Annotated in this window: 25 protein-coding genes and 1 tRNA gene; 4 read left to right on the plus strand and 22 right to left on the minus strand. The window is 30.0% G+C overall.

Annotated elements, in window-relative coordinates; translation table 11 throughout:
* Positions 1-91 precede the first annotated feature (91 nt).
* From PHEL85_RS07020 to PHEL85_RS07120, 21 genes are all read right to left on the minus strand, one after another.
* The gene (locus PHEL85_RS07020; protein WP_036822795.1) at positions 92-1,285 is read right to left on the minus strand and encodes a lipopolysaccharide biosynthesis protein; all 1,194 of its coding nucleotides are present in this window, start codon (positions 1,283-1,285) and stop codon (positions 92-94) included.
* A gap of 6 nt (positions 1,286-1,291) precedes the next feature.
* On the minus strand, positions 1,292-1,912 hold the full coding sequence (locus PHEL85_RS07025) for an HAD family hydrolase (RefSeq protein WP_036822798.1): 621 nt from the start codon (positions 1,910-1,912) through the stop codon (positions 1,292-1,294).
* Positions 1,909-2,652 carry a 3-deoxy-manno-octulosonate cytidylyltransferase gene (locus PHEL85_RS07030; protein WP_036822801.1) on the minus strand — a complete coding sequence of 248 codons (744 nt, stop codon included), beginning with the start codon at positions 2,650-2,652 and terminating at the stop codon, positions 1,909-1,911. Before PHEL85_RS07030 ends, PHEL85_RS07025 begins: the two co-directional genes overlap by 4 nt.
* Positions 2,652-4,190, minus strand: coding sequence for an aldolase catalytic domain-containing protein (locus PHEL85_RS07035; protein ID WP_036822804.1), 1,539 nt, complete (start codon positions 4,188-4,190; stop codon positions 2,652-2,654). The genes PHEL85_RS07030 and PHEL85_RS07035 overlap by 1 nt, the downstream gene beginning before the upstream one ends.
* 73 nt (positions 4,191-4,263) lie before the next feature.
* Positions 4,264-5,391: a GDP-mannose 4,6-dehydratase gene (gene gmd, locus PHEL85_RS07040; RefSeq protein WP_036822807.1), complete on the minus strand. Its 1,128-nt coding sequence runs from the start codon at positions 5,389-5,391 to the stop codon at positions 4,264-4,266.
* A 204-nt stretch (positions 5,392-5,595) separates the two neighbouring features.
* Complete coding sequence (locus PHEL85_RS07045) at positions 5,596-5,832, minus strand: four helix bundle protein (RefSeq protein WP_316931332.1); 237 nt, start codon at positions 5,830-5,832, stop codon at positions 5,596-5,598.
* A 75-nt stretch (positions 5,833-5,907) separates the two neighbouring features.
* Entirely contained in the window at positions 5,908-6,861 is a 954-nt protein-coding gene (locus PHEL85_RS07050) for a GDP-L-fucose synthase family protein (protein WP_036822810.1), read from the minus strand.
* 11 nt (positions 6,862-6,872) lie between these two features.
* Positions 6,873-8,195 (minus strand): UDP-glucose dehydrogenase family protein, encoded by a 1,323-nt coding sequence (locus PHEL85_RS07055; RefSeq protein WP_036822812.1) that lies wholly within the window; start codon positions 8,193-8,195, stop codon positions 6,873-6,875.
* A 146-nt stretch (positions 8,196-8,341) separates the two neighbouring features.
* Positions 8,342-9,271 carry a Gfo/Idh/MocA family oxidoreductase gene (locus tag PHEL85_RS07060; protein ID WP_036822814.1) on the minus strand — a complete coding sequence of 310 codons (930 nt, stop codon included), beginning with the start codon at positions 9,269-9,271 and terminating at the stop codon, positions 8,342-8,344.
* Between the two features lie 3 nt (positions 9,272-9,274).
* Positions 9,275-10,558 carry a nucleotide sugar dehydrogenase gene (locus PHEL85_RS07065; RefSeq protein WP_036823244.1) on the minus strand — a complete coding sequence of 428 codons (1,284 nt, stop codon included), beginning with the start codon at positions 10,556-10,558 and terminating at the stop codon, positions 9,275-9,277.
* Positions 10,558-11,541 carry an SDR family oxidoreductase gene (locus PHEL85_RS07070; protein WP_036822817.1) on the minus strand — a complete coding sequence of 328 codons (984 nt, stop codon included), beginning with the start codon at positions 11,539-11,541 and terminating at the stop codon, positions 10,558-10,560. Before PHEL85_RS07070 ends, PHEL85_RS07065 begins: the two co-directional genes overlap by 1 nt.
* Positions 11,542-11,661: 120 nt before the next feature.
* Positions 11,662-11,739, minus strand: a tRNA-Val gene (locus PHEL85_RS07075).
* 59 nt (positions 11,740-11,798) lie between these two features.
* Positions 11,799-13,007: a bifunctional folylpolyglutamate synthase/dihydrofolate synthase gene (locus PHEL85_RS07080; RefSeq protein ID WP_036822820.1), complete on the minus strand. Its 1,209-nt coding sequence runs from the start codon at positions 13,005-13,007 to the stop codon at positions 11,799-11,801.
* Positions 13,008-13,039: 32 nt separating this feature from the next.
* Complete coding sequence (locus PHEL85_RS07085) at positions 13,040-13,468, minus strand: adenylyltransferase/cytidyltransferase family protein (protein WP_036822823.1); 429 nt, start codon at positions 13,466-13,468, stop codon at positions 13,040-13,042.
* Positions 13,469-13,472: 4 nt separating this feature from the next.
* Positions 13,473-13,898, minus strand: coding sequence for an adenylyltransferase/cytidyltransferase family protein (locus tag PHEL85_RS07090; protein ID WP_036822826.1), 426 nt, complete (start codon positions 13,896-13,898; stop codon positions 13,473-13,475).
* Positions 13,899-14,120: 222 nt separating this feature from the next.
* A complete protein-coding gene (locus PHEL85_RS07095; RefSeq protein ID WP_036822829.1) occupies positions 14,121-14,951 on the minus strand; it encodes an energy transducer TonB in 831 nt (276 codons plus the stop codon).
* A gap of 141 nt (positions 14,952-15,092) precedes the next feature.
* Entirely contained in the window at positions 15,093-15,485 is a 393-nt protein-coding gene (locus PHEL85_RS07100; protein WP_036822832.1) for an ExbD/TolR family protein, read from the minus strand.
* 84 nt (positions 15,486-15,569) lie between these two features.
* Positions 15,570-16,259, minus strand: a complete 690-nt coding sequence (locus PHEL85_RS07105; RefSeq protein ID WP_036822835.1) for a MotA/TolQ/ExbB proton channel family protein — start codon at positions 16,257-16,259, stop codon at positions 15,570-15,572.
* Between the two features lie 149 nt (positions 16,260-16,408).
* Positions 16,409-17,812 carry a sodium:proton antiporter NhaD gene (nhaD, locus tag PHEL85_RS07110; protein ID WP_036822838.1) on the minus strand — a complete coding sequence of 468 codons (1,404 nt, stop codon included), beginning with the start codon at positions 17,810-17,812 and terminating at the stop codon, positions 16,409-16,411.
* A gap of 24 nt (positions 17,813-17,836) precedes the next feature.
* A complete protein-coding gene (locus tag PHEL85_RS07115) occupies positions 17,837-19,063 on the minus strand; it encodes a Glu/Leu/Phe/Val dehydrogenase dimerization domain-containing protein (protein WP_036822841.1) in 1,227 nt (408 codons plus the stop codon).
* Positions 19,064-19,233: 170 nt separating this feature from the next.
* Entirely contained in the window at positions 19,234-20,304 is a 1,071-nt protein-coding gene (locus PHEL85_RS07120) for an anhydro-N-acetylmuramic acid kinase (protein ID WP_036822844.1), read from the minus strand.
* A gap of 92 nt (positions 20,305-20,396) precedes the next feature.
* Between PHEL85_RS07120 and PHEL85_RS07125 the strand changes: the two genes are divergently transcribed.
* The gene (locus PHEL85_RS07125; protein WP_036822846.1) at positions 20,397-21,539 is read left to right on the plus strand and encodes an acyl-CoA dehydrogenase; all 1,143 of its coding nucleotides are present in this window, start codon (positions 20,397-20,399) and stop codon (positions 21,537-21,539) included.
* A gap of 296 nt (positions 21,540-21,835) precedes the next feature.
* On the opposite strand, the gene PHEL85_RS07130 is transcribed toward PHEL85_RS07125, so the two are convergent.
* The gene (locus PHEL85_RS07130) at positions 21,836-22,594 is read right to left on the minus strand and encodes a tRNA pseudouridine(38-40) synthase TruA (protein WP_316931333.1); all 759 of its coding nucleotides are present in this window, start codon (positions 22,592-22,594) and stop codon (positions 21,836-21,838) included.
* Between the two features lie 299 nt (positions 22,595-22,893).
* Here PHEL85_RS07130 and PHEL85_RS07135 point away from each other — a divergent pair, with 299 nt between their 5' ends.
* The 3 genes from PHEL85_RS07135 to PHEL85_RS07145 are packed head-to-tail and all read left to right on the plus strand — an operon-like array spanning position 22,894 to position 25,527.
* On the plus strand, positions 22,894-23,910 hold the full coding sequence (locus PHEL85_RS07135) for an outer membrane beta-barrel protein (RefSeq protein WP_036822852.1): 1,017 nt from the start codon (positions 22,894-22,896) through the stop codon (positions 23,908-23,910).
* Between the two features lie 31 nt (positions 23,911-23,941).
* Positions 23,942-24,292, plus strand: coding sequence for a P-II family nitrogen regulator (locus tag PHEL85_RS07140; protein WP_036822855.1), 351 nt, complete (start codon positions 23,942-23,944; stop codon positions 24,290-24,292).
* A gap of 8 nt (positions 24,293-24,300) precedes the next feature.
* Positions 24,301-25,527, plus strand: coding sequence for an ammonium transporter (locus PHEL85_RS07145; RefSeq protein WP_036822857.1), 1,227 nt, complete (start codon positions 24,301-24,303; stop codon positions 25,525-25,527).
* Positions 25,528-25,730: the final 203 nt, after the last annotated feature.

Raw genomic sequence — 25,730 nt, forward strand, 5'->3', positions numbered from 1 at the left:
TGGTAATACCATTTTAAAACCAACAAAGTAATCTTTCATATTAAAAACCTTATTATAGGTGTAGGTTCTTACAAAAATAGACATTACAACATTATTCATTCTGGCAAATACAACCCCCCCATAATCCATAATAATACCCACAAATAAAAATGAATAAAATTGAAAAAGAATTAGTTATAAGAGGTAGAATTGTATTTATTTTTACCTCTCCCATACCATTGTATAAATTAAAACTTAGAAGTGATGTAGAAGTGAATACTGAACTAATTAATAAAAACCTAAAAACACTAATAACTTGATTTGATAATTCAATGTCTCCTTTAAGATAAAATGGAAAAAAAGGAACCGAAACTAACACCCCCAATATATATAAGAAAGCTAGTATACTGTTAAAAATATAGCTATACTTAAGATAAAAACCTCTTATACTTTCTTTATTTTTTATTCCAGCAACATGAGGCAGTAAATAAGATAAACCTTTACTAAAAAAAGCGGGTAATATATTTGCTATGTTTTTAGCAGTATTATATACCGCTAAAGAATTTAGGTTTATAAAAGATGCAACAATAAACTTATCAATATTATTATTCAAAAAACCAATTGTATTTTGAATTAATATCCATTTAGAATATAACCATAAATTTCTTTTAAAAAATTCAATTTTAAACTTAAAAGAATATTTTTTTTTAGAAAAAGTTAATTTTTTATACAGGAATATATTCTGAATTAAAAGAGCAAAAATATGGCTTAAAATAACATATTTAACATCTTTATAAAGAAATGCTAATAATATTCCAAAACCTGTAAAAATTAATTTATTTAAAATCTCAATCTTAGCTACATCTTTAAACTTCTCATATCCTTTTAGAATTGATAAAAAAAAATTAAACCAAATTTGTAAAATTAACCCAATTGAAAAAAAAACAACCCAAATAATTTCTAGATTATAAAAAAGATTACTATATGCAATTATTAAGCATAATAAGATAGAAATAATAGTTAGTACAAAACTTGTCAACAAAATTATTAATCGAGTTGACAAAATAGTTAAGTTTACAAATTTTTTAGAGACTAGTTTATATTGGGCAACATATTTAATAACAGTTTGCGGAATACCAAAATCAAAAGTCCCTCCAATACCTACTGTTGCTAAATATAAGTAATACATCCCCAAACCTTCAGTACCAATTGTTTTTAAGTATATTGGAATAGCAAAAATACTTGGTAAAAGCGCAACGAAAAAGGGAGATGTATTTAATAAAAAATTATTTATGTGTTTTTTCATAAATTATTAAATGCAGAAATTTTTAAATGAATTTATATAAGTTACTGATACATCAAATAATTTCGGATTATTATAACCGTAAAAACCAATAGAATTATAATCTGCTGCTTCAAAATCGTTAATTGAATCTCCTATTAAACAAGTATTACTTAAGTTATAATTATATTTTTTAAGTAATAAATTCACCAATTGTTTTTTTGGAGTTGGAGAACCGTGAATAGATAAAAAAAATAAATCTAAATTTAATTCTTTACACAAAAATCTTAATTCATTTTGATCTGAACCAGAAACAATGTGAAAATTGTAATTTTTATAATTATTTTTAATGAAATTCACTGAATCCAAAATAAGATTATTTGGGTTCACTAATTCTTCTTTCATTAATAAAGAAAAATTTTCTGCATATTTCAAAACTTCATCTTCTGTTATTTTTTTCTCTAAAATTTCTTCGTAAAAATATCTAATTTTAACATAACGTGACAAACCACCATTCAAATTATGATATTCTAACAATTTATCTACATGTTCTTTATTAAAAAGTTTAAATATTTCTCTAAAACCCCAATCTCGAGTTTTCATGGAATCCAAAATAACACCATCAAAATCCCAAAGTATATTTTTAATCATGAGTTTTCAATTTTCTGAAGAACCTCTTCCACCTTTGCTACATCTTCAATAACATCTACAGCTAAAGAGCTTTCATCTGTTTCTACCATTAACACAGGAATATTTAAATCGAAAAACCTTAAAATTTCAATATCCTCATGTTTCTCTATTTCAGATTTTTTAGTTTGGGTTCCAAAAGCTTCTAATTCTTTTTTATTAAAAGCATAGATACAAACTTGTTTTTTAAAATCTTTTTTTTCTGCTAAATCTACTGTTTTACTTCCCGGAATTGGAAGTCGTGACATATAAATTAATTCATTTTTTTTATTAACTATAACTTTTGGAATATTGATATTATTGGGGTTTTCATCTTCTGTAAAACCACACATTCCATTTACAACATAATCGTAATTTTTTTCTTTAACTTTAACTACTTTTATAATTTCATTATAATCTAAAAGTGGTTCATCTCCTTGAATATTAACATAAATATCCGCATCAATTTTATTAGAAAATTCGAAGACTCTGTCAGTACCTGTTAAACAATTCTCGGAAGTCATCACAATATTAAAACCATAGCTTTCAACTAAATTTTTAATCTGAATGTCATCTGTTGCAACATAAGTATTTTCTTTGCCTAAAGCTTTTTCTACAATTTGTGCAACCCTAATTATCATAGGAATTCCATTTAATCGAATTAAAGGTTTTCCTGGAAATCTTGATGATTTATATCTTGCTGGTATTACTCCTACTGTTCTCATTATATTAAGCTATATATTGAAGTTAATTCTATATTCTCATATTTAGTAGGACTTATAGATTTAATTGAAAAGCCATCTAATTTTAAAGCATCATTAATAATATTTTGATTCTCCTGTGCTAATGCAAACTGATTTTTATTTAAATCCACGTCATATCCATCGAATCCTACTATAAATAATTCAGATACACCAAAGTCTAATGCTGTTTGCACAGCAACCACAAAAGGTGAATCTAACGAAGACTTTGTAAATTCAATATTTGCCAACTCTTTAGCTAATAATTTTATACCAGAAGAAAGGGAAACTCCCATTTTTCTGGGATATGGAGGTAATATAAACATAGAGTTTTCTCTTTTTGAAACATCGATTTGATTTAAAAACTCCTCATTTTCTACCCCAACTAAAGCAATTGCTTGTTTACAATTTAAATCTTTAAATTGTATCACATTTTTTGTTCCTGCATGAATTAAACAAAAATCATTATTCGATTCTGCATATTTTACAATAGCATCTTTATGTGAATTCACAGATTTACCTCCTCCCAATATAATAGCTGTTTTAAAACTTTTTACTTTACTTAAAACAGGTAATTTGACATTGTCTTCTACGGTTAACTTTTTGTTATTTAAAGCATTTAATATTGAACTTAAGGAATATCTGTTCATCCCTACCCACTCCATAACATCTTTTTGCGGTAAAGAATGAGCTCCTGAAAACATATAAGGTAAACTTGTACCCCAATTACCATATTCCTTTTTTAAATGCTCAAAACTAGCAACAACTCCCCCTAATAAATCAAAATTAAAGTTAATTTTATCTTGACTTTTTAAATAAGTTAATAATAACTCTGTTTTTAAGTTCCCAGCTCCTCTCCCCATTCCTGTGATTGTTGCATCAACAATATTACAACCTTCTTTTAAAGCTGTGAGGGTATTAATAAGCCCCATATTAAGATTATCATGTCCATGAAAACCTAAACTAACATTTGTTTTAGATTTAACTAATCGTATGATTTCTTTTACTTCATCTGGTAAAATACCTCCAAAAGAATCAACCATATAAAAATAATCTAAAGTATCATCTAATCCCTCTAATAAATCTAAAAACGATGGATCTTTTTTCCAATTAGACATATACATAACATTAAAAGCTACCTCAAAACCTATTTTTTTTACAGCTTTAGCTAATTTTATTGCTCTTTTAAAATTTGATGGATCTACTGCCATTCTAATTAAAGTAACATATGGTTTTATCGGTATAAGTAACTCTTCAAGATGTTCAGGTCTTATATCTTTTTCATTTAAAATAATTACTAACTTTTTTGAAGGCATTAAACTTTTTAATTCTTTTAACACGTATATAGGGCAATAAAAATATTTCCCTAAATATCCTTCTAAAGCTATACTCCTATAACCAACTTCTATATACTCTATAGGAAGTTGCTCCATTGATTTACAATACTCAACTATCAAACTTTGATCGAAATCCCAATTTGTATAATAACCTCCATCTCTTATAGTACAGTCTAAAATTTTCATTTATTTTATAGATTCAAAAGAAACTAACACTTCTTTTTATTAAAATTAAATCTTTTCGATATTCACAATATAATTACTCTGCTTGCTTCAAAATTTCATGTCCAGCCTTCAATAAATCAACATCTTTTTTCATTAATGCAACATCACCTTTCATCATATCTTTAACTAAAGAAGCCAAATCATGCTCTGGGACCCATCCTAACTTTTCTTTGGCTTTTGTTGGATCTCCTAATAACAAATCTACTTCTGTTGGGCGAAAATAAGTAGGGTCTACAGATAAAACTTCTTTACCTGTTTCAATTTGAAAATCTTTATGATTACAAGCTTTAACATAAGCCTTTTCATCAACTCCTTCTCCTTTAAATTCCACTTCAATACCTACTTCTTCAAAAGCCAAACGTACAAAATCTCTTACTGTCGTTGTAATTCCTGTTGCAATTACCCAATCTTCTGGTTTTTCGGCCTGTAAAATCATCCACATCATGCGAACATAATCTTTCGCATGTCCCCAATCTCTTTTTGCCTCTAAATTCCCTAAAAAGACTTTTTCTTGCAACCCTAAAGCTATTTTAGCTACTGCACGTGTAATTTTTCTTGTTACAAAAGTCTCTCCTCTTCTTGGTGACTCATGATTAAATAAAATACCATTACAAGCAAACATATTATAAGCTTCACGATAATTTTTAGTTATCCAAAACCCGTATATTTTAGCGACTCCATAAGGAGAACGGGGGTAAAATGGAGAATCTTCATCATAAAAACCTCTTTCATTTTTATTCTCTGGCATACCTCCATATAATTCGGAAGTTGAAGCCTGATAAATTCTTGTTTTATTTTCTAAACCTAAAATCCTTACGGCTTCTAATATTCTTAAAGTACCTAACCCATCAACATTACCAACATATTCTGGAGTATCAAAAGAAACCGCAACATGAGACATCGCTCCTAGATTATAAATTTCATCAGGTTGACATTCTTGGATGATACGAGTCAAATTCATTGCATCTGTCAAATCTCCATAATGTAATTTTAGTCTTAAATCTGGATCATGCGGATCTTGATATAAATGATCAATTCTATTTGTATTAAATAAAGAAGATCTTCTCTTAATACCATGCACCATATAGCCTTTCTCTAATAATAATTCGGCTAAATAAGAACCATCCTGTCCTGTAATTCCTGTGATTAATGCTACTTTCATATTTTTTGTTTCAAAAAATGACGTTGACATAAACTTTGACTTGGACTAATTTGTCTTTGTCTTTGTCTTTGTCTTTGTCTTTGTCTTTTAGTTTATAATTTTTCTTCTTAGTGCGTATATTCTTTTCTGTAAACTAGTTAACTTCAAAATACTTTCCTCTAAATGAGATGCTGACATATACTTTCTTCTTTCAGCAATGATTAACTATGTTTCTAATTCAAAAGCTGACCCCAATGCTATTTCCAAAAACCTTGCAAAATCCTTTTCTGAATTTCTAGATGCTCCTTCTGCAATATTTGAAGGAATTGAAACCGCAGATCGTGTTATCTGAGAACTCAGTCCATATTTTTCGGTGTTAGGAAAAGCTTCTACAAACGTATAAATGGCATTAACAAGCTCCATACTATCTGTCCAAATATCATATTTCCTAAAATCTCTCAATGTCTTTTTTTTTAACTTTAACTTTGACTCCGACAACGAACTAGTTTCCGTCCTAGTCTTAGTCTTCGTCAAAGTCTACGTTAACTTCACTTCTTTAATGTTCTCTATATTATTTAAAAACCAATTATAGGTTTTTTCAATTCCTTCTTCTAGTTCTATTGAATAACTCCAACCTAATTCTTTCATCTTAGAAACATCCATTAATTTTCTTGGTGTTCCATCTGGTTTTTCAGAATCCCAAACAATTTCACCGTTGTGGCCAATAACTTTCTGTATGGTTTCTGCCAATTCTTTAATTGTAATATCCTTTCCAGAACCTACATTATATAAATATTCTGGCAACTTGTTTTCTAAAGCATAAACTACAGCTTCTGCCATATCATCTACAAATAAAAACTCTCTCATAGGAGTACCACTTCCCCAAAGTGTTACATCAGAATTATTATTGTTTTTGGCTTCATGAAACTTACGAATCATTGCTGGTAAAACATGTGATGATTTTAAATCAAAATTATCATGTGTACCATATAAATTTGTTGGCATTAAACTTACATAATCTTTGTTGAATTGTTTCCTTATAGATTGACAAGCTTTAACTCCAGTAATTTTAGCGATTGCGTACCACTCATTTGTTGGCTCTAAAGAATCTGTTAATAAATATTCTTCTTTTAATGGCTGTGGCGCAAATTTTGGATAAATACAAGAGCTTCCCAAAAATATAAACTTTTCAATTCCTGATTTTAATGCGCCATCAATTAAGCTATTCTGAATTTGCATGTTCTCCATTAAAAACTGATACGGAAAATCATTATTAGCTAAAATACCTCCCACTTTTGCAGCAGCATCAATAACAATTGCTGGTTTTTCAGTTGTATAGAAATCTTTAACAGCTTCTTGATTTTTTAAATCTAATTCTTTGCTAGTTCTTCCTATTAAGTTGGTATACCCTTTATTTTCTAAAGTTCTCCAAACTGCAGACCCAACCATTCCTCTATGGCCAGCTATATATATCTTTGTTGACTTATTCATTAATAAAAAAATTATTTACCAATTTGATGATATTCAAACCCTTTATCCTCTAAATTAAATGCATTATACTGGTTTCTACCATCAAAAACTATAGGAGAAACTAATTGCGCTTTTATTTCTTCAAAATCGGGTGATCTAAATTCTTTCCACTCTGTCAAAAGAATTAACGCATCAGCGTTTTTCACCACTTCATATTTAGATTCAAAATAGGTTATTCCTTCAACATCTTTTAAATAACATTCTTTAGCCTCTTCTATTGCTTTAGGGTCATATGCTTTTACTTTAGCTCCTCTTTTCACCAATTCATTTACAACATAAATTGCTGGAGCCTCACGCATATCATCTGTACCTGGTTTAAAAGCTAATCCCCATAAGGCAAATGTTTTTCCTGTTAAATCTTCACCAAAACGCTTTACAATTTTATTTGCTATCACTAATTTTTGAGCATCATTAACCTCTTCTACAGAAGTAATTAAATTTGCTTTATACCCATATTCTTCCGCTATTTTCTTTAGTGCTTTCACATCTTTAGGGAAACAAGAACCACCATAACCAGCTCCAGGGTAAATGAAACTATACCCAATTCGTTTATCAGAACCAATACCAATTCTTACCTGATTTGCATCTGCACCAACTCTTTCACAAATATTTGCAATCTCATTCATAAAGGAAATCTTAGTAGCTAACATTGCATTGGCAGCATATTTTGTCATTTCAGCAGAACGAATATCCATAGTAATAAAACGATCATGAGTTCTAAAAAACGGAGAATATAGCTGCTTCATTGTATCAAATGCATAATCTGAATCTGCGCCAATAACTACTCTATCAGGCTTCATAAAATCATCAATAGCTGCTCCTTCTTTTAAAAACTCGGGATTAGATACAACATGAAAATTAATAGCAACTCCTCTCTTGTCTAATTCAGCCTGAATAGTTGCTTTGACTTTATCCGCAGTACCAATTGGAACCGTAGATTTATCAACGATAACTAACTCTTTAACCATTGATTCCCCAATGGATTTAGCCACCGCCAAAACATATTGTAAATCTGCTGAACCATCATCTCCCATTGGAGTACCAACTGCAATAAAAACAATTTTTGCATTTAAAATTGATTCTGACAAACTTGTTGTAAAATCTAGATTTTTATTTTTGACATTTTTCAAAACCATGGTTTCTAAACCAGGTTCAAAAATTGGAATAACACCTTTGTTTAACTTTTCAATCTTAACTGGATCTATATCAACACATGTTACATGGTTACCCATTTCTGCAAAACATGTACCTGAAACTAACCCTACATAACCAGAACCTATTACGGATATATTCATAAATTTTTACTTATTCTTTTTTAAAATTTTCTTTTTCGTGTTTTCAAAAAATCTTTACATATCTAGCATAAAAAAATCGAAAGAACTAAACGTAATTCCTACTTTCAAAATAGTTTTTTTTTTGCAAATATAGAATTATTTATTTACTAAATAAATAGGTGTTTTTCACCTATTTTACTAATTGTCATATTCCTAATTTGATGAACTATTTTTATAGATTCCTCAGAATCTTTCAAACCAAATCCGTTTCCTTTTAATATTTCTTGATAACTTTTGGTATGCAAATCTGTAAACCCTGAACTAAATTCTAATTCTTGATTATCTATTGTAATTGACCTAAATGTTCTTTGACCCTTTTCTCTTATTTGTTTAGGTAAATCATTTTCATTAATTGACAAAAACCATCTTACTCTGGCATTTTTAAACTCTAAATAACCCGCAGATTTATCCTTTTCTTTCAAATGAACAATATTCTCTTGAACATCACCAAATATCCACGATAACATATCATAAAAATGAACCCCAATATTTGTAGCTATTCCACCTGATTTACTTTCATCACCTTTCCAAGAAACATCATACCAATTACCTCTTGAGGTAATATAGGTTAAGTCTACCTCATACTTTCCCTTTTTACCTTCAGCATCTACTTTATTCTTTAAAGCAACAATACTTGGATGCAATCTTAATTGTAATATTGTATTTATTTTTTGACTAGATTCTTTTTCAATATCCATTAAAGCATCTAAATTCCAAGGATTTAAAACCAATGGTTTTTCACAAATTGCATCAGCTCCTCTTCTTAAAGCCATTCTAATATGTGAGTCATGCAAATAATTTGGAGTACAAATACTTACATAATCTAAATGTGTGCCTGCTCTTTTTAATTTCTCTATATGTCTATCAAATCGCTCAAATTCTACAAAAAAATCAGCTTTAGGAAAATAACTATCCATTACACCTACACTGTCAAATTTATCTAAAGCAGCAATTAATTGATTATCTGTATCCTTAATTGCTTTTAAATGCCTTGGTGCAATATATCCTGCAGCACCAATTAATGCAAAGTTTTTCATTCCTTAAAGTGATTTATCTACATGTTTAGAATCTAGAAAATTCTTAACATCATATAAAATTGATTTTTCTTTTTTTATTTCTTCAAAATTCAAATTATGAAACTCCTTATGAGCAACTGCTAAAACTACTGCATCAAATTTCTTTTTAGGCAATACTTTAATTGAATTTAATTTATATTCTGAATTAACTTCTTTAACATTCGCATGTGGGTCAAAAACAGTAACATTTGCACCATAATCTTGTAATTCATAAATTACATCAACTGCTTTTGTATTTCTAACATCAGGACAATTTTCTTTAAATGTAATCCCTAAGACTAAAATTTCAGCACCTTTTACCTCAACATCTTTTTGAATCATCAGTTTTGCAACTTCTGACGCAACATACTTACCCATCCCATCATTCACTCTTCTACCTGCTAAAATAATTTCTGGGTGATAACCAAATTCTTGTGCTTTTTGAGCTAAATAATAAGGATCTACACCAATACAATGACCTCCAACTAAACCTGGTTGAAATGGCAAAAAGTTCCATTTTGTACCAGCTGCCTCTAAAACATCCTGTGTATTTATATCCATCAACCCAAAAATTTTAGCCAATTCATTTACAAACGCAATGTTTATATCTCTCTGAGAATTCTCTATCACTTTTGCGGCTTCAGCTACTTTAATTGACGGGGCTAAATGAGTTCCTGCAGAAATCACAGAAGCATATAATTGATCTACCTTTTCACCTACTTCTCTTGTTGAACCAGATGTAACTTTTAATATTTTATCTACTGTATGTTTTTTGTCTCCTGGGTTTATTCTTTCTGGAGAATATCCTACAAAAAAGTTTTTATTAAATTTTAACCCTGATACTTTTTCTAAAATAGGAACACAATCTTCTTCTGTAGCTCCTGGATAAACCGTCGATTCATAAACAACAACATCTCCTTCTTTTAAAACACTACCAACAGTTTCACTTGCTTTAATTAAAGGCGTTAAAACAGGTCTATTATTTTTATCAACTGGTGTTGGAACTGTAATAACAAAATAATTACAATCTTTTAAATCATTTAATTCCGACGAACAAAACAATCCTATTTCATTATTATTTTCAAGAAGAAAAACCTCTTCTAAAAGAGATTTAGAAACTTCTCTGGTTGCGTCTTTCCCTTGTTTAAGCTCTTCAATTCTGGTTTGATTTATATCAAAACCAACAACTGAATACTTTGTTGCAAAAAGTCTCGCTAAAGGCAATCCAACATAGCCTAATCCAATAATTCCTATTTTAATTTTACTCATTAATTTAAATTTTTCCAATACCAATGAATTGATTCTCTTAAACCTTCACTTAAAGAAAACATCGGATTATAATTTAACAACTTTTTTGCTTTTGAAATATCGGCATGAGAATGAGGAATATCTCCTTCTCTATTTGGACCATAAATCACTTCTACATTTTTAATTTTCGGATTATACTCAGAGAGTAATTCTTTTAAAGAGTTTGTTAAATCTATTAACGTATTTCTATCTCCAAAAGCAACGTTATAAATCTCATTTACAGCATCTTCACTCGCTATTAAACTCAATAAATTTGCTTGAATTACATTCTCAATAAATGTAAAATCTCTTGAGTAAGTTCCATCTCCATTAATTATTGGAGACTCTAATTTCATCAACTGATTTATAAACTTAGGAATTACAGCTGCATATGCTCCATTAGCATCTTGCTTTCTCCCAAAAACATTAAAATATCTTAAACCAATGGTTTCTAATCCATAGGTTTTTCCAAAAACATCAGCATATAACTCATTTACATATTTAGTTACAGCATAAGGAGACAAAGGCTTACCTATTACACTTTCTATCTTAGGTAATGATTTAGAATCTCCATAAGTTGAAGAACTTGCTGCATACACAAATCTTTTAACACTATTATCTCTTGCTGCTACTAACATATTTAAAAAACCAGAAATATTTACATCATTTGTAGTAATAGGATCTTTAATAGATCTTGGCACTGAACCAAGCGCTGCTTGATGCAAAATATAATCTACCCCAGAAGCTGCAAACATACAATCTTCAAGATTTCTAATATCTCCTTCTATTAATTTAAAGTTTGTATTTTCTAAAAGTGAAGAAATATTTTCTCTTTTTCCAGTAGAAAAATTATCTAAACAGATAACCGTATTTTTTTTATGAAGTAAAACTTCACAAAGATTAGCACCAATAAAACCAGCACCACCTGTAACAAGTATTTTTTTTCCTGATAATTCTATATCCATTTAAAAGTATTTTTTCAGCTCTTTTTGAAGAAACCAAATATAACAAAAAAGAATCACTTGATTCTTTCCTTAAAACCATTAAAAACAAAAAATCCCTCACAAATTGTGAAGGATTTTACTTGGTGGGCAATGAGGGATTCGAACCCCCGACCCCCTCGGTGTAAACGAGGTGCTCTGAACCAACTGAGCTAATTGCCCTAAGCGGTTGCAAATATAATACAGATTTTTAATCCACCAAACAAAAACCAAACTTTTATTTAAATAATTTCAGCAACTACAAAAGTACTTCCACCAACATAGATTATATCTTGTTGATTTGCATTCAGTAACACATCTTTAAAAGCCTCTTTAACTGAAAAATATTTTTCCCCAATTAGATTAAATTCTTTTGCCTTTTCTTGTAAAATCATTTCAGACATCCCTCTTGGAATATCTGGTTTGCAAAAATAGTAATGCCCTTCTTTTGGAAAAAGCGGCAAAATGGCTTCTAATTTCTTATCAGAAACAACACCTAAAACAAAATGCAGTTTTTTAAACGATTCTTTTTCTAATTGCTTTAACACAATACTTAAGCCTTCCTTATTATGTGCTGTATCACAAATTACTTTTGGATTTTCTTGCAAAATCTGCCATCTACCCTTAAGATTTGTATTTTTTATTACATTTAATAAGCCTTTTTTAATATTTTCCTCCGAAACAGAAAACCCTTTCAATTTATTTATCGCTACAACTGCTGTTTTTGAGTTTTTCGTTTGATAATTACCTAACAAATCTGTTTTGTAGCTTTTATCAACACCTGAAGCGAAATAAATTGAAGATTTACACTCTTCCGCTTTAGCGACAAAAACACTTTTCACCTCCTTTTGTTCTTCTCCAATAATAATAGGAATATTATTTTTGATAATTCCTGCTTTTTCAAATGCGATTTCTGGTAAAGTTTCTCCTAAAAACTGCGTATGATCTAAACCAATATTTGTAATTACAGAAACTTCTGGAGTAATTATATTTGTAGAATCTAATCTACCACCTAAACCAACCTCAACAATAGCAATATCTACTTTTTCTGTCGCAAAATAATCAAAAGCCATTCCTACAGTCATTTCAAAAAAAGATAATTTCTGCTTTTCTAAAAAATCTTTATTTTTTTTTATAAATGATGTAACTTTTCTCTTTGGTATTTCAACACCATTAATTCGAATTCTTTCTGTGAAATCTTTTAAATGAGGAGAAGTATACAAGCCCACTTTATACCCTGCTTCTTGTAAAATAGAAGCCAACATATGACTTGTAGAACCTTTTCCATTTGTGCCACCAACATGAATAGATTTAAACTTTTTTTCCGGAAAGTTCAATTCTTTTGAGAGTGCTAAAGTATTAGTTAAGTCCTTTTTGAATGCTGTTTTACCCTCTCTTTGATACATAGGTAATTGTGCAAACATCCAATCTAATGTTTTTTTGTAATCCATAAAAACAGAGAAACAATTTAATTTTAAGACAATTAAGCTTTAGACTTTAAATTTTCTTTTTCTTGAACCTCTTTTCTCAATCCGCTGCTAGAAAAACGGTGCTCTCTTTTATTATAATACAAATCTATTCCTTTCTCTTCACAATACTTTCTACCTGTAAATTGCTTGCTTGCATATTCATCTCCTACAATTCTAACATCAATTTTAAATGAACGCAAAACATCTTCTAAATCTTGTTCTGTTGCATAAGGGACAATTTCATCAACGAATTTGCATCCTTTTAATTGAATATAACGCTCAACTACAGACTGTATTGGTCTATTTTTTTCTGGTCTATCTAAAGTTGGATCTGTTTGCAAACCACAAATTAAATAATCACATTCTTGTTTTGCTTCTTCTAACATTTTAACATGCCCTGCATGAAACAAATCAAACGAACTAAAAGTAATTCCTATTTTCATAAACTTATTTTTTATTTAACAACCAAGATGATGATTGTATTTTATCACCAAGACCATCTATTAATTGAATTTTTAATTCTTTACAAATTGGAGCTTCTGGGATTGAATTATTATCTTGATCTCCTCCATTTGCAAACCCTAAATCATACTCTTCTCCATAAGTTTCATAAAGAGAACGAATTGACTCACAAACTGTCCTGTCTTTATCTACTGAAATTATAGCTTTATTTACAGCTTTAATATTCTGAACTATAAATAAACGCTCCTCTTCTTTTTGAAATTCTTTTGAACCTTTTAATTCTCTTTGTAAATCACTATTAACAATAACAAACAACTCATCTGCTAAAGCTTTTGCATTATTAAAATACTCTAAATGCCCTTTGTGAATTGGATTAAAATATCCTGAAACTATAATTGCTTTTTTTTTCATAATTTTTTGTGTAAAATATAAATTTAATTTTTTGTGTAAAAATATTGCTTTTGTATCGACGTAGTTATTTACACTTATTTATTAATGATGATACAAATATCGGATACAAATTTTAAAATTAAGCTCAACTGTCGGCGAAAAGTCAATTAACTAAGTTCAATGATTAAATGCCGTTGATTAACCTTTGTTTTACAAAAGTGGCAGAAATGTAAAAATTAATAATTACTTAGACAAAGAAAATTTATAAATAATAGTTCCTACTTGTTTTGATGGAGCTTTGCTATCTGCATTCCATTTTGTTTTTAAGGCTGCTTCTTTAGCCGGTTTTAACAAACAAGGTGCAGAATTTGTTGTTCCTTGAACTCCTGCTTGAGCATAAACAACTTTACCATTTTTATCTACCTGAATTCTCACAACAACAGTTCCTTCTTCTTGGCAATCTGGTTGTTCTTTTGGTTTTGAAAGCGCTTTTCTACCTGCTAAATTATAATTTCCACCAGAACCACTTCCTGTATTTCCATAATATTTATTAGTATCTGGATTACCATTTTCTTTTCCTTTTACACCAACCTCTTTATCATCACCTTCACCTTTTGGCTTTCCATCTGAAGAATTACCATTTAATAAATTATTTAACGCATCTTGTGTTTCTTTTGATGGTTTGGGTTTTGGCTTTTCTTTTGGAACTTCTTTTTTAACAACCTCTTTCACAAGCTCTTTCTTTACTTCTTTTACCTTCTCTACAACAGGAACATCTTTAGAACTTTCATTTGTAATAATTTCTTCCTCAATGATTTCTTTTGGAACTTCTTTAACCTCTTCTTCTACAACCTCTTTTTTCTCAACCACTTTTGGTGTTGAAATTTTCTTTGTTTTTTCAACAGGTTCTCCACTACCAACTTCTGAATTCCCAAAATTTATTGCTAAACCATATTCTTCTGGTGGATCTAAATATTGCATTCCATAATTGAAAATTCCGAACAACAAAAGCAACAGAATTACTGCTGTTATTATAGCTGATTTACGTTTATGTTTTGTTTCTAAAATTTTCACTATTATTTGTTAAATAATCTTATTAGAATAATTTGGTAAATACTTTTTTAAACTTGCGATAGCGTTAGGGATTGAAACAGCATCCTTTTTGCTTTTTCTGCAAAAAGATATCGTGGAAAGCCCGTTAAAACGCCCCAATAATTATTTTCCTTTTACGGCCAAAATCATTTTTAGTTTATTTTTATTTGCGATATCAATAACTTTCATTACGTTTTTATAAGGAACATCTTTATCTCCTCTAATTACAATTGTTTTCTTTTTATCTGTACCAACACTTCTTAATATTTCACTTTCTAATTTTGATGAGCTCACCTTAGTTTTATCAATATAAAATATTGATTTACTTGTAATTGTTACCGCTACTGATTTATTGTTTTCTGTTTTCCCTCCTGCTTTTGGCAATAAAACATCAATTGCACTTACTGTAACTAAGGTTGATGTTAACATAAAAAATATTAATAATAAGAAAACAATATCTGTCATTGATGACATATTGAACGACGGATCTACTTTATTTCTTCCACGTAAATTCATTTGAATTATTTAAAGATTGAAAAATTAAATAATTCAAAAATTGTTGCTTTAATCTTTAAATTATTCAATCTTTTAATAAGATTTCTATACTGGCTCGTTTAATAAATCTAAAAACTCTACAGATTTTGCTTCCATTTGATATACAACTTTATCTGTTCTAACCACTAAATGATTATAAGTAACATAGGCTATAATCCCTACAATTAAACCTGCAACTGTTGTTGTCATTGCTGTATACAAACCATCAGAAAGCATTTTTATATCTATTTGACCACCTGCATTTGCAATTTCATGTATGGCAATTATCATTCCAATAACAGTTCCTAAAAACCCAATCATTGGTGCAGCTCCTGCAATTGTTGCTAAAACACTTACATTTTTTTCTAATTGATAAACCTCTAGTTTTCCTGCAGTTTCAATAGCAGTATTTATATCATCTAAAGGCTTACCTATTCTAGAAATTCCTTTTCCTATTAATCTTGCTGTTGGTGTATTTTTACTTTTACAAAGCGCATCTGCAGACTCTAATTTTCCATTTGAAACATAGTCTTTAATTTGGTTCATAAAATTCTCATCAATTTTTGATGCCGCTTTTATCGCAAAAAAACGCTCGAAGTAAATATATAATGCAACAGCTAATAATACAAAAAGTAACGCTATTATTATTTGCCCTCCTAAACCACCATCCATAATTAATTTATAGATAGAAAGTGTTTTTTCTTCTGAAACAACTTCTTCTAAAATTTCTTTATTATCCTGAAAAAATGATATCATTAAATTCTCTTTTTTTAAGTTCTATTTAGTAAACGACTATTCTTTTTTAAAATTGTTTCAAAGCTAAAGAATAGATTTCTTTTTACAGCAAAAAAAATGCCATTTTGCTTAATCGCAAAATGGCATTTTTGTCTTTATTTTCTTTTAGATTATATAAACATTCTTAACACTACAAATGCTGCAGAACCTATTAAAAACCCTATTAAAGCTAACCAAGATATTTTTTTCAAATACCAAAAGAAATCTATTTTTTCCATTCCCATTGCAACAACTCCAGCTGCAGAACCTATTATTAACATTGATCCACCTGTACCTGCTGAAAAAGCGATAAAGTGCCATAAAGGATTGTCTAAACTTTCAGAAAACATACCTAAACTAGCTGCTACTAGAGGAACATTATCAATAACGGCAGAACCAATACCTAACAATATTACTACTAAATCTGAAACTACTGTTCCGTCTAATTCTGTACCAATTAAAGGAATTCCTTGTTTTAAACTATCTGCAAAATTAAATAAAATTCCTAAAGATTCTAAAGCAGCAACTGCCATTAAAATTCCTAAGAAAAATAAAATACTTGGCATTTCAATTTTAGATAATGAATGATGAACAGGACTATGATGCGCTTCTGCTTCGTGTTCTTCTGCTTCCACACCTTCTACACTAGAAATAGAGAATTTTGAATTACTATAAATCTCTGCAAAAGTAGCTACAACTGCCAATGACAACATCATCCCTACATAAGGAGGCAAATGTGTAACTGTTTTAAAAATTGGTACAAATAAAATTGCTCCTAATCCTAAATACAACATTCTTCCACTGTGTTTACTTTTAGGTTTTTCAACTTCATTTTCATCAAAATCTATTTCACCTTTAAATGCTGGTAAAAAGGTTGCAATAAATGAAGGTACAACCATACATAATAAAGAAGGAATAAATAAATAGGTAAATAACATACCTGTACTTACTTTATCTCCAATCCAAAGCATTGTTGTTGTAACATCTCCAATAGGAGAAAAAGCTCCACCTGCATTTGCTGCAATAATAATTAAACCTGCAAACCAAATTCTATCTTCTCTTGTTTTAACAATTTTCTGTAAAATTGAAATCAATACAATTGTTGCAGTTAAGTTATCTATAATTGCAGATAAAATAAAAGCTAAAATAGAGAACATCCATAAAAGTTTCTTTTTACTTTTAAAATTCACATACCCTTTAATTGTAGAAAAACCATCGAAATAATCTATGATTTCAACAATTGTCATTGCTCCTAAAAGAAAAACTAAAATTTCTGCAGTTTTCCCTAAATGATGTAATAATGTTTCTTCTACTAAATGTAATTTATCATCATGTACCATAGACGCAAAACCATCTACCAGACCATGATTCGCAGAATCAAACCAATTCGTAAAATTATCGACACCTAGTGCAACTAATGCCCAACAAACTGCCATCATAATTAGGGCTGGGATTAATTTATCTAATTTTAAGTTATGCTCTAAAGTAATGGCCAAATACCCCATTACAAATACAATAATAATTACTGACTCCATTTTAATTGTTTGTTTGTTTTTTGTTTATATCAATTCTTTTAGCGCTATTTCAAACGCTGTTTCACTTATTTTTGTTTTTAACGCGCTTCTTGCAAACGTTTTTTGCAATGCTTTTTTAATTGTATTTGAAGTATCTTCAAAAATAGCTTCATCTGTCATTTCTACTCTTCTTTCCATAAAGTAAGCAAAAACTCTTGCCATACCACAATTAGAAATAAAATCAGGAATTAGACTTACTTTTTTATCTGTATCCTCCATTATTGATCCAAAGAAAATTTCCTTGTCTGCAAAAGGAACATTTGCTCCACAAGAAATTACCTCTAAACCTGTTTCAATCATTTGATTGATTTGCTCTTGTTTTATTAATCTTGAAGCTGCACAAGGTGCAAATACTTCACAAGATAAATTCCAAATTCTTTCATTAATTTCTTCAAAAGGAATCATATTTTCAGCAACCAATGTATTACCATTTTTATGTAAAAATAATTCTTTTATTTCTTCAAAAGAAAAACCATCTTCATTAATTACTCCTCCAACTCTGTCAATAATTCCAACAACTTTAGCACCCATTTGTGCTAAATAATATGCTGCTGCAGAACCTACATTTCCAAAACCTTGTACTATTGCTCTTTTACCAACCACAGAACCTCCATAAATATCATAATAATGACGAACAGCTTCTGCAACACCAAAACCAGTAATCATATCAGCTACTGTAAATTTCGCCGAAATATCAGGAGAATAAATTTTGCTTTCTATGACTTTTATCACCCCATGCCTTAATTGACCAATTCTATTAATCTTATCTGCTTCAGTTGGTTTAAAATGACCATTAAAAACGCCTTCTTGAGGATGCCAAACTCCACTATCTTCTGTAATTGGTATTACTTCATGAATTTCATCTACATTTAAATCTCCTCCCGTTCCGTAATAATTTTTCAATAATGGCGAAACAGCGTTAAACCATCTTTCTAAAACTCCTTTCTTACGAGGATCTTGAGGATTGAAATTAATCCCAGATTTAGCACCTCCAATTGCTGGTCCAGAAACCGTAAATTTCACTTCCATTGTTTTAGCTAAAGAAAGAACTTCGTTCATATCTAAACCTTCTCTCATTCTTGTTCCTCCTCCTGCTGCTCCTCCTCTTAAAGAGTTTATCACTGTCCAACCTTCTGCTTCAGTTTCCGAATCTTTCCAATTAAAAACTATTTCTGGCTGTTTATTCTCGTATATTTTTAATAATTCTTTCATTATAAAATTTTAAATAAATTAACTTTCTTCCTGCTTTTTCAAACAATTTTAATTTTTCGTTAAAATCCCCTTCAGGGGAAAAGTTAAAGCTGATTCATTATAAAATTTTTAGAAATATTATTTAGTTGATACCCTACAAACTTACAGTAAAAAAATGATTGCTCAAATTTTTATTGATTACCAGAAGGCAAAAAAATATTTCCAGATGAATGATCCTCTATAGCACCAGTAACACTAGACAAGCAATTAATCTGATTATCAAGCTTTAAAACACCTAAAAAAGCAAATAGCAATGCTTCTTTAAAATTGATAAGTTTAGAACTTGGTAACTTAATTTTAATATTAGAAACATCTTCAATTCGATTCATTAAAAAAGAATTAAAAACTCCACCTCCAGTAAACAAAACCGAATTATTATCTTTTATTATTTTACTTATTTGAATAGCAATATGTTCTACAAAAGTTCTTAAAATTGAGGAAACATCTGTTTCTAAACTAGATATTAAAGGAAAAATAACATCTTGCACCCATTCTAACCCTAAAGATTTTGGGGGTTCTTTTTGATAAAATTCTAGCGAATTCAACTCCTCTAAAAGAGATTCATTTAATTTTCCTTTGAATGCAATTTTTCCTGATTCATCATATTCTAAACCTAATTTATTTGCATAATGATTCATTACAATATTTACCGGACAAACATCAAAAGCTATTCTTTTTCCTGCTTTATGATAAGAAATATTAGAAAAACCTCCAAGATTTAAACAATAATCATAATTAGAAAAAAGCAACTCATCACCAATTGGCACCAAAGGCGCTCCTTGCCCACCTAATTTTACATCTTGAGTTCTAAAATCACAAATAACTTTTTGCTTTGTTACATCAGCAATCGTTTGACCATCTCCAACTTGAAGCGTAATTCCGTTTTGAGGTTGATGTAAAACTGTATGCCCATGAGAAGCAATAAAATCAATATTCTGAATATTAAATTCATCAATAAAACCATTAATAACTTTCCCTAAATGAAATCCATAATCAAGATTTAATTGTTTTAAATCATTAGAAGAAAAATTGATAGCATCTTGTAAAGTTAATTTCCAATCTTTTGTATATGAAACTGTTTCTGAATGCAAAATTTTAAAATCTTGATATTTCTTTTTATTAAATTTCACATACACTAAATCAATGCCATCTAAGGATGTTCCAGACATCAAGCCAATTACAAAAACCTCACTTTTATTCATATATGTAAAATTAACAAAAGTCTATTGAAAATAAGTTACGAAATCGATATCTTTGGAGCAATAAATTACGAATTTAACAAAAATACATACAGATGAATTTCAGTTTAACAGAAGAACACATCATGATACGTGATGCTGCAAGAGATTTTGCTCAAGCAGAATTATTACCTGGTGTTATAGAAAGAGATAACAAGCAAGAATTCCCAAATGAATTAGTTAAAAAAATGGGAGATTTAGGTTTTTTAGGAATTATGGTAGACCCAAAATATGGAGGAAGTGGAATGGACGCTATTTCTTACGTATTAATTATGGAAGAACTTTCTAAAATCGACGCTTCTGCTTCTGTAATTGTTTCTGTAAACAATTCTTTAGTTTGTTATGGTTTAGAAGCATATGCATCTGAAGATCAAAAACAAAAATATTTAACAAAATTAGCAACAGGTGAGTTTGTTGGCGCATTTTGCTTAAGCGAACCAGAAGCTGGTTCTGATGCAACATCACAAGCTACAACTGCTGAAGATAAAGGAGATCATTATGTAATTAACGGAACCAAAAACTGGATTACAAGTGGTGGACGTGCAGATGTGTATTTGGTAATTGCACAAACAGACAGAAGCAAAGGTCATAGAGGAATCAATGCATTTATTATTGAAAAAGGAACAGAAGGTTTTCATGTTGGTCCAAAAGAAGATAAATTAGGAATTCGTGGTTCAGACACGCATACTTTACAATTTAACGACGTTAAAGTTCCTAAAGAAAATAGAATAGGTGAAGATGGTTTTGGATTTAAATTTGCCATGAAAACTCTTTCTGGAGGAAGAATTGGTATTGCTGCTCAAGCTTTAGGAATCGCTTCTGGAGCCTACGAATTGGCCTTAAAATACTCTAAAGTCCGTAAAGCATTTGGAACAGAAATTTGCAACCATCAAGCAATTGCATTTAAATTAGCAGACATGTATACAGAAATTGAAGCGGCAAGAATGCTGGTCACAAAAGCTGCTTGGGACAAAGACCAAGGCAATAATTACGACATGTCTTCTGCAATGGCAAAACTATACGCAAGTAAAGTCGCTATGGAACAAACTGTAGAAGCAGTTCAAATTCATGGAGGTAATGGTTTTGTAAAAGAATATCATGTAGAGCGTTTAATGCGTGATGCAAAAATTACACAGATTTACGAAGGAACTTCAGAGATTCAAAAAATTGTAATTTCTAGAGGAGTTATCAAAGGATAAAAATTGCCAGTTCGAGCGCAATCGAGAACTATTTAAAAACAGACAACAATTACTCTTTATATATAAGGTATAAAAATCCATCTTTTTAAAAGGTGGATTTTTCTTTTGGGCGCAACCTTTCAGGTCAGGCTTTTCGCACTCGCTTTTTTGTTCTGCTGAATTTAATTCAGCATCTCAAAAAGAGCTCAAACAAACGCTTCAATCCTTTGCGCAACTACTTGCCAACAAAATCGAATATTTAAAAACCCAATTCATTGCTTATTTTCAAAAAAACTACGTTTACTATGTAGTAATTTTTATAACTCCAACTCAATATCAAATAATTGCAAACCAGAAGCAGGAGCAATATTTCGTAAAAACTTTCTATCATTATCCTCTTTTAAAGAAGCTTCAATAAAATCTAAATCCAAATTACCTTTACCAACTTCAAAAAGCGTTGCCATCATCAATCTAATCTGATAACGTAAAAAACCTTTTCCTCTTACCTTTAATATATATGACTTTTCTGGGAAGAAATTTGCAGTTAAAATATCATTGCCTACAATTTCACAAGAATCTATCACTCTTTTAAAAATTGTATTTGCAGATGGTTTTGTACAATATTTATGAAAATGATGTTCTCCTTCAAACAACTTCGCAGCTTTCATCATTGCATCAACATTAAGAATTTCATCAACATTTACCAAAAAAGGAGCTGCAAAAGGATGGTTTTTTTCTCCAAAAGAAAAGTAATAATGATATTCTTTAATCTTTGGTACGTTAATAATATTAAACCCTCTATCTACTTTCTGAATAGAAATTGCTTTAAAATCAGGTGAAAAATTAGAATTTAAAGAATTCATGAAGAAAACTTCATCAACTAATCCATCTGTAAACATTTGAATATAATACGTATTTGCAGAAACCTTAGCATCTGTTCTACCAACACCAATGGTCTTATAATTAACACCCTCAAAAACAAATGATAAAGATTTATCAACCATATCATGTAAAGTTTTTGCATTTGTTTGTTTTTGCCATCCAGAAAACCGAAAACCTAAAAATTGCAACTTCATTATGTAGGAAAATGAATATTTCATAGGTGCAAATGTACAATAATTGTGATTTTTTTTACAAAACGTGCATTTTTATGAATATCCTAAAATTATATGCTACTTTTTTACAAACCTCACATTTTATACCTTTCAAAAACAAAAAAATAAACTTATCTCAATAGAACCCCTATTTTTTTATGGGTATAACTCAAATATATATCGTTTTCGGAAACACACCCCCTTGTCAGTTTAAAATAAATATATATTTTTGATCCGTTCAATTAAAATTAAAAACAACAAACACTAAAAGAACTTAAATTATGAAAAAAATCATTTTTACTTTATTATTAGCAACTAGCTTAATAGTAACTGGACAAGAAAAAGAAGAAAAAACATTTACATTAAGTGGTAGTGTAGACACATACTTTAGAGGTAACATCAGTGGTGGAGAATTTGACACTGCTCCTGGTAGTTCTTTTGCAAACCTACCTGGATTCTCTTTAGGAATGATTAACTTAGTTGCTGCTTACGAAGGAGAAAAAGTTGGATTTGTTGCAGATATGGTATATGGACCTAGAGGTGCAGATGCTGTATTTGGTTCTCAACAAGAATTAGCAGATGGTACAGTTGTAAGTGGAAACTCTACAATAGTAAACCAATTATATGCTTATTGGAATGTAAGTGAAAAAGTAACACTTACAATTGGTAACTTTAATACTTTTTTAGGATATGAAGTAATTTCTCCAACTGCAAATTTTAACTATAGTACTTCTTATTTATTCTCTTATGGGCCTTTTAGCCATACAGGTATTAAAGCTGATTTCGATTTAGGAGGAGATACTTCTTTAATGTTAGCTGTTATGAATCCTACTGATGCAACTGAATACAACCCAAATGGTAGTTATGCTTTTGGTGCTCAATTAGGGTTTTCAGGACAATATATTAACTTCTTATATGATCAAGGAGCTTATGAATTAGATTTTACAGGTGGTTTCGATTTATCAGAAACTTTCTTTTTAGGTGTTAACGCAGCTTATTTCTCAGGAGATGATGCTCCAGGATTCTATGGCGCAGCTTTATACCCACAAATTGCAACTTCAGATTCTTTCAAAATCGGTTTAAGAGCTGAACTTTTCCAAGAAACTGACGGTGACTTTGGTGCAATTGGAACAGGGGTAGCTGATTCTAGTGTATTTGCAACTACTTTAACTGGTAATTACTCAATAGGATCTTTAACAATTATCCCAGAATTAAGATTAGATTCAGCTTCAGAACCTGCATTCGTAGGAGATAAATCTTTAAGCTCATTTGCTTTAGCTGCAGTGTACTCTTTCTAAAAACAATACTAACCAATAAATTTATTTTATCATGAAAAAAATAGAAGCAATTATAAGAAAATCCAAGTTTGGTGCTGTAAAAGAAGCATTACACGCTGTTGATGTAAACTTTTTCTCTTACTGGGATGTTACTGGTTTAGGTAACGAAAAAGAAGGACATGTATATAGAGGTGTAAGCTACAGTACAAGTGACATACAACGTAGACACTTATCTATAGTAGTTAATGATGATTTTGAAAAAATAACCATAGATGCATTACTAAAATCTGCTTCTACAGGAGAAGTTGGTGATGGTAAAATATTTGTATCAGACATAACTGAAGCATACAGAATAAGAACTGGTGAAAAAGGAGGAGAAACTTTAAAGAAAAAATCTAAATAAATAAAATCATGGAATTATTAACAACGAACAATGTATGGATGATGATCTGTACAGCCTTAGTTTTCTTTATGCACACAGGTTTTGCATTTTTAGAAATTGGTTTGACAAGACAAAAAAATACAATCAATATTTTATTTAAAAATATTTTTATTATTACATCTGGATTACTTTTGTATTATATAGGTGGTTTTAACTTAATGTACCCTGGTTTTGCAGAAGGTTCTGCAGGAGTATTAGACTTTGCTGGTTTTGGAATTGCTCCACCAGAAAATGGAATGACTGCAGAATACGCAGATGGAGGTTACACTTGGTGGACAGATTTCTTATTTCAAGGAATGTTTGCTGCTACTGCTGCAACTATTGTTTCTGGTGCTGTTGCTGAAAGAATGAAAATTGGACCATTTATGATTTTTACAGTTATATATGTTGGTTTAATTTACCCAATAGCTGGTTCATGGAAATGGGGTGGTGGATTTTTAGACCAAATGGGATTCTATGATTTCGCTGGTTCTACATTAGTACACTCAGTTGGTGGTTGGGCAGCGCTAGTTGCTGTTTGGTTATTAGGTCCTCGTATTGGAAAATTCAAGAACGGTAAACCTCAGGCAATACCTGGTCATAGCATACCATTAGCTACAGCAGGGGTTTTAATCCTTTGGTTAGGTTGGTTTGGTTTTAACGGCGGTTCTGTTTTATCTGCAGACCCAGAATTAACTTCTTTAACATTAGTTACAACTTGTTTAGCTGCTGCTGCAGGTGGTGTTGTAGCTGCTCTAGTATCATTCATTAAATACAAGAACTTAGATTTAACAATGTTCTTAAATGGTATTTTAGGTGGTTTAGTAGGTATTACTGCTGGTGCAGACGTTATGACTCCAGAAAGCGCTATTATGATTGGTGCAATTGCAGGAGCATTAATTGTATTTGCTGTTTCTTTTATAGACGCTATTAAATTAGATGATCCTGTTGGAGCTATTGCAGTACATTTAATCTGTGGTATTTGGGGAACATTAGCTGTTGGTATATTCTCTACAAATCCAGAACACTCTTTCTTAACACAATTAACAGGTGTTGCTTGTTATGCAGCTTTTTGTATAATTTCATCTTTCTTAATTATTTTTACACTTAAGAAAACTGTTGGAATTAGAGTTAGTGAAAAAGAAGAATTAGAAGGCTTAGATGCACATGAACATGGTATGGATGCTTATCCAGACTTCCGTTTAAATGAGCATTAATTATTAAAACTATTAAATAAAAAGTCTGTAAACAATATGTTTACAGACTTTTTCTATTTTATGAATATCATAATTAAAAAGACATTAATTATCATAAATAAGTTTTTTTTAGCGCTTTATTGTTTTCATCATAAAAATCACATTAAAAAGAGTAGATTATTAAGTCCTTCTTAAGAAAATCCATAGATTTGTACATATAATTG

Source organism: Polaribacter sp. Hel1_85, assembly GCF_000766795.1.
Taxonomy (GTDB): domain Bacteria; phylum Bacteroidota; class Bacteroidia; order Flavobacteriales; family Flavobacteriaceae; genus Polaribacter.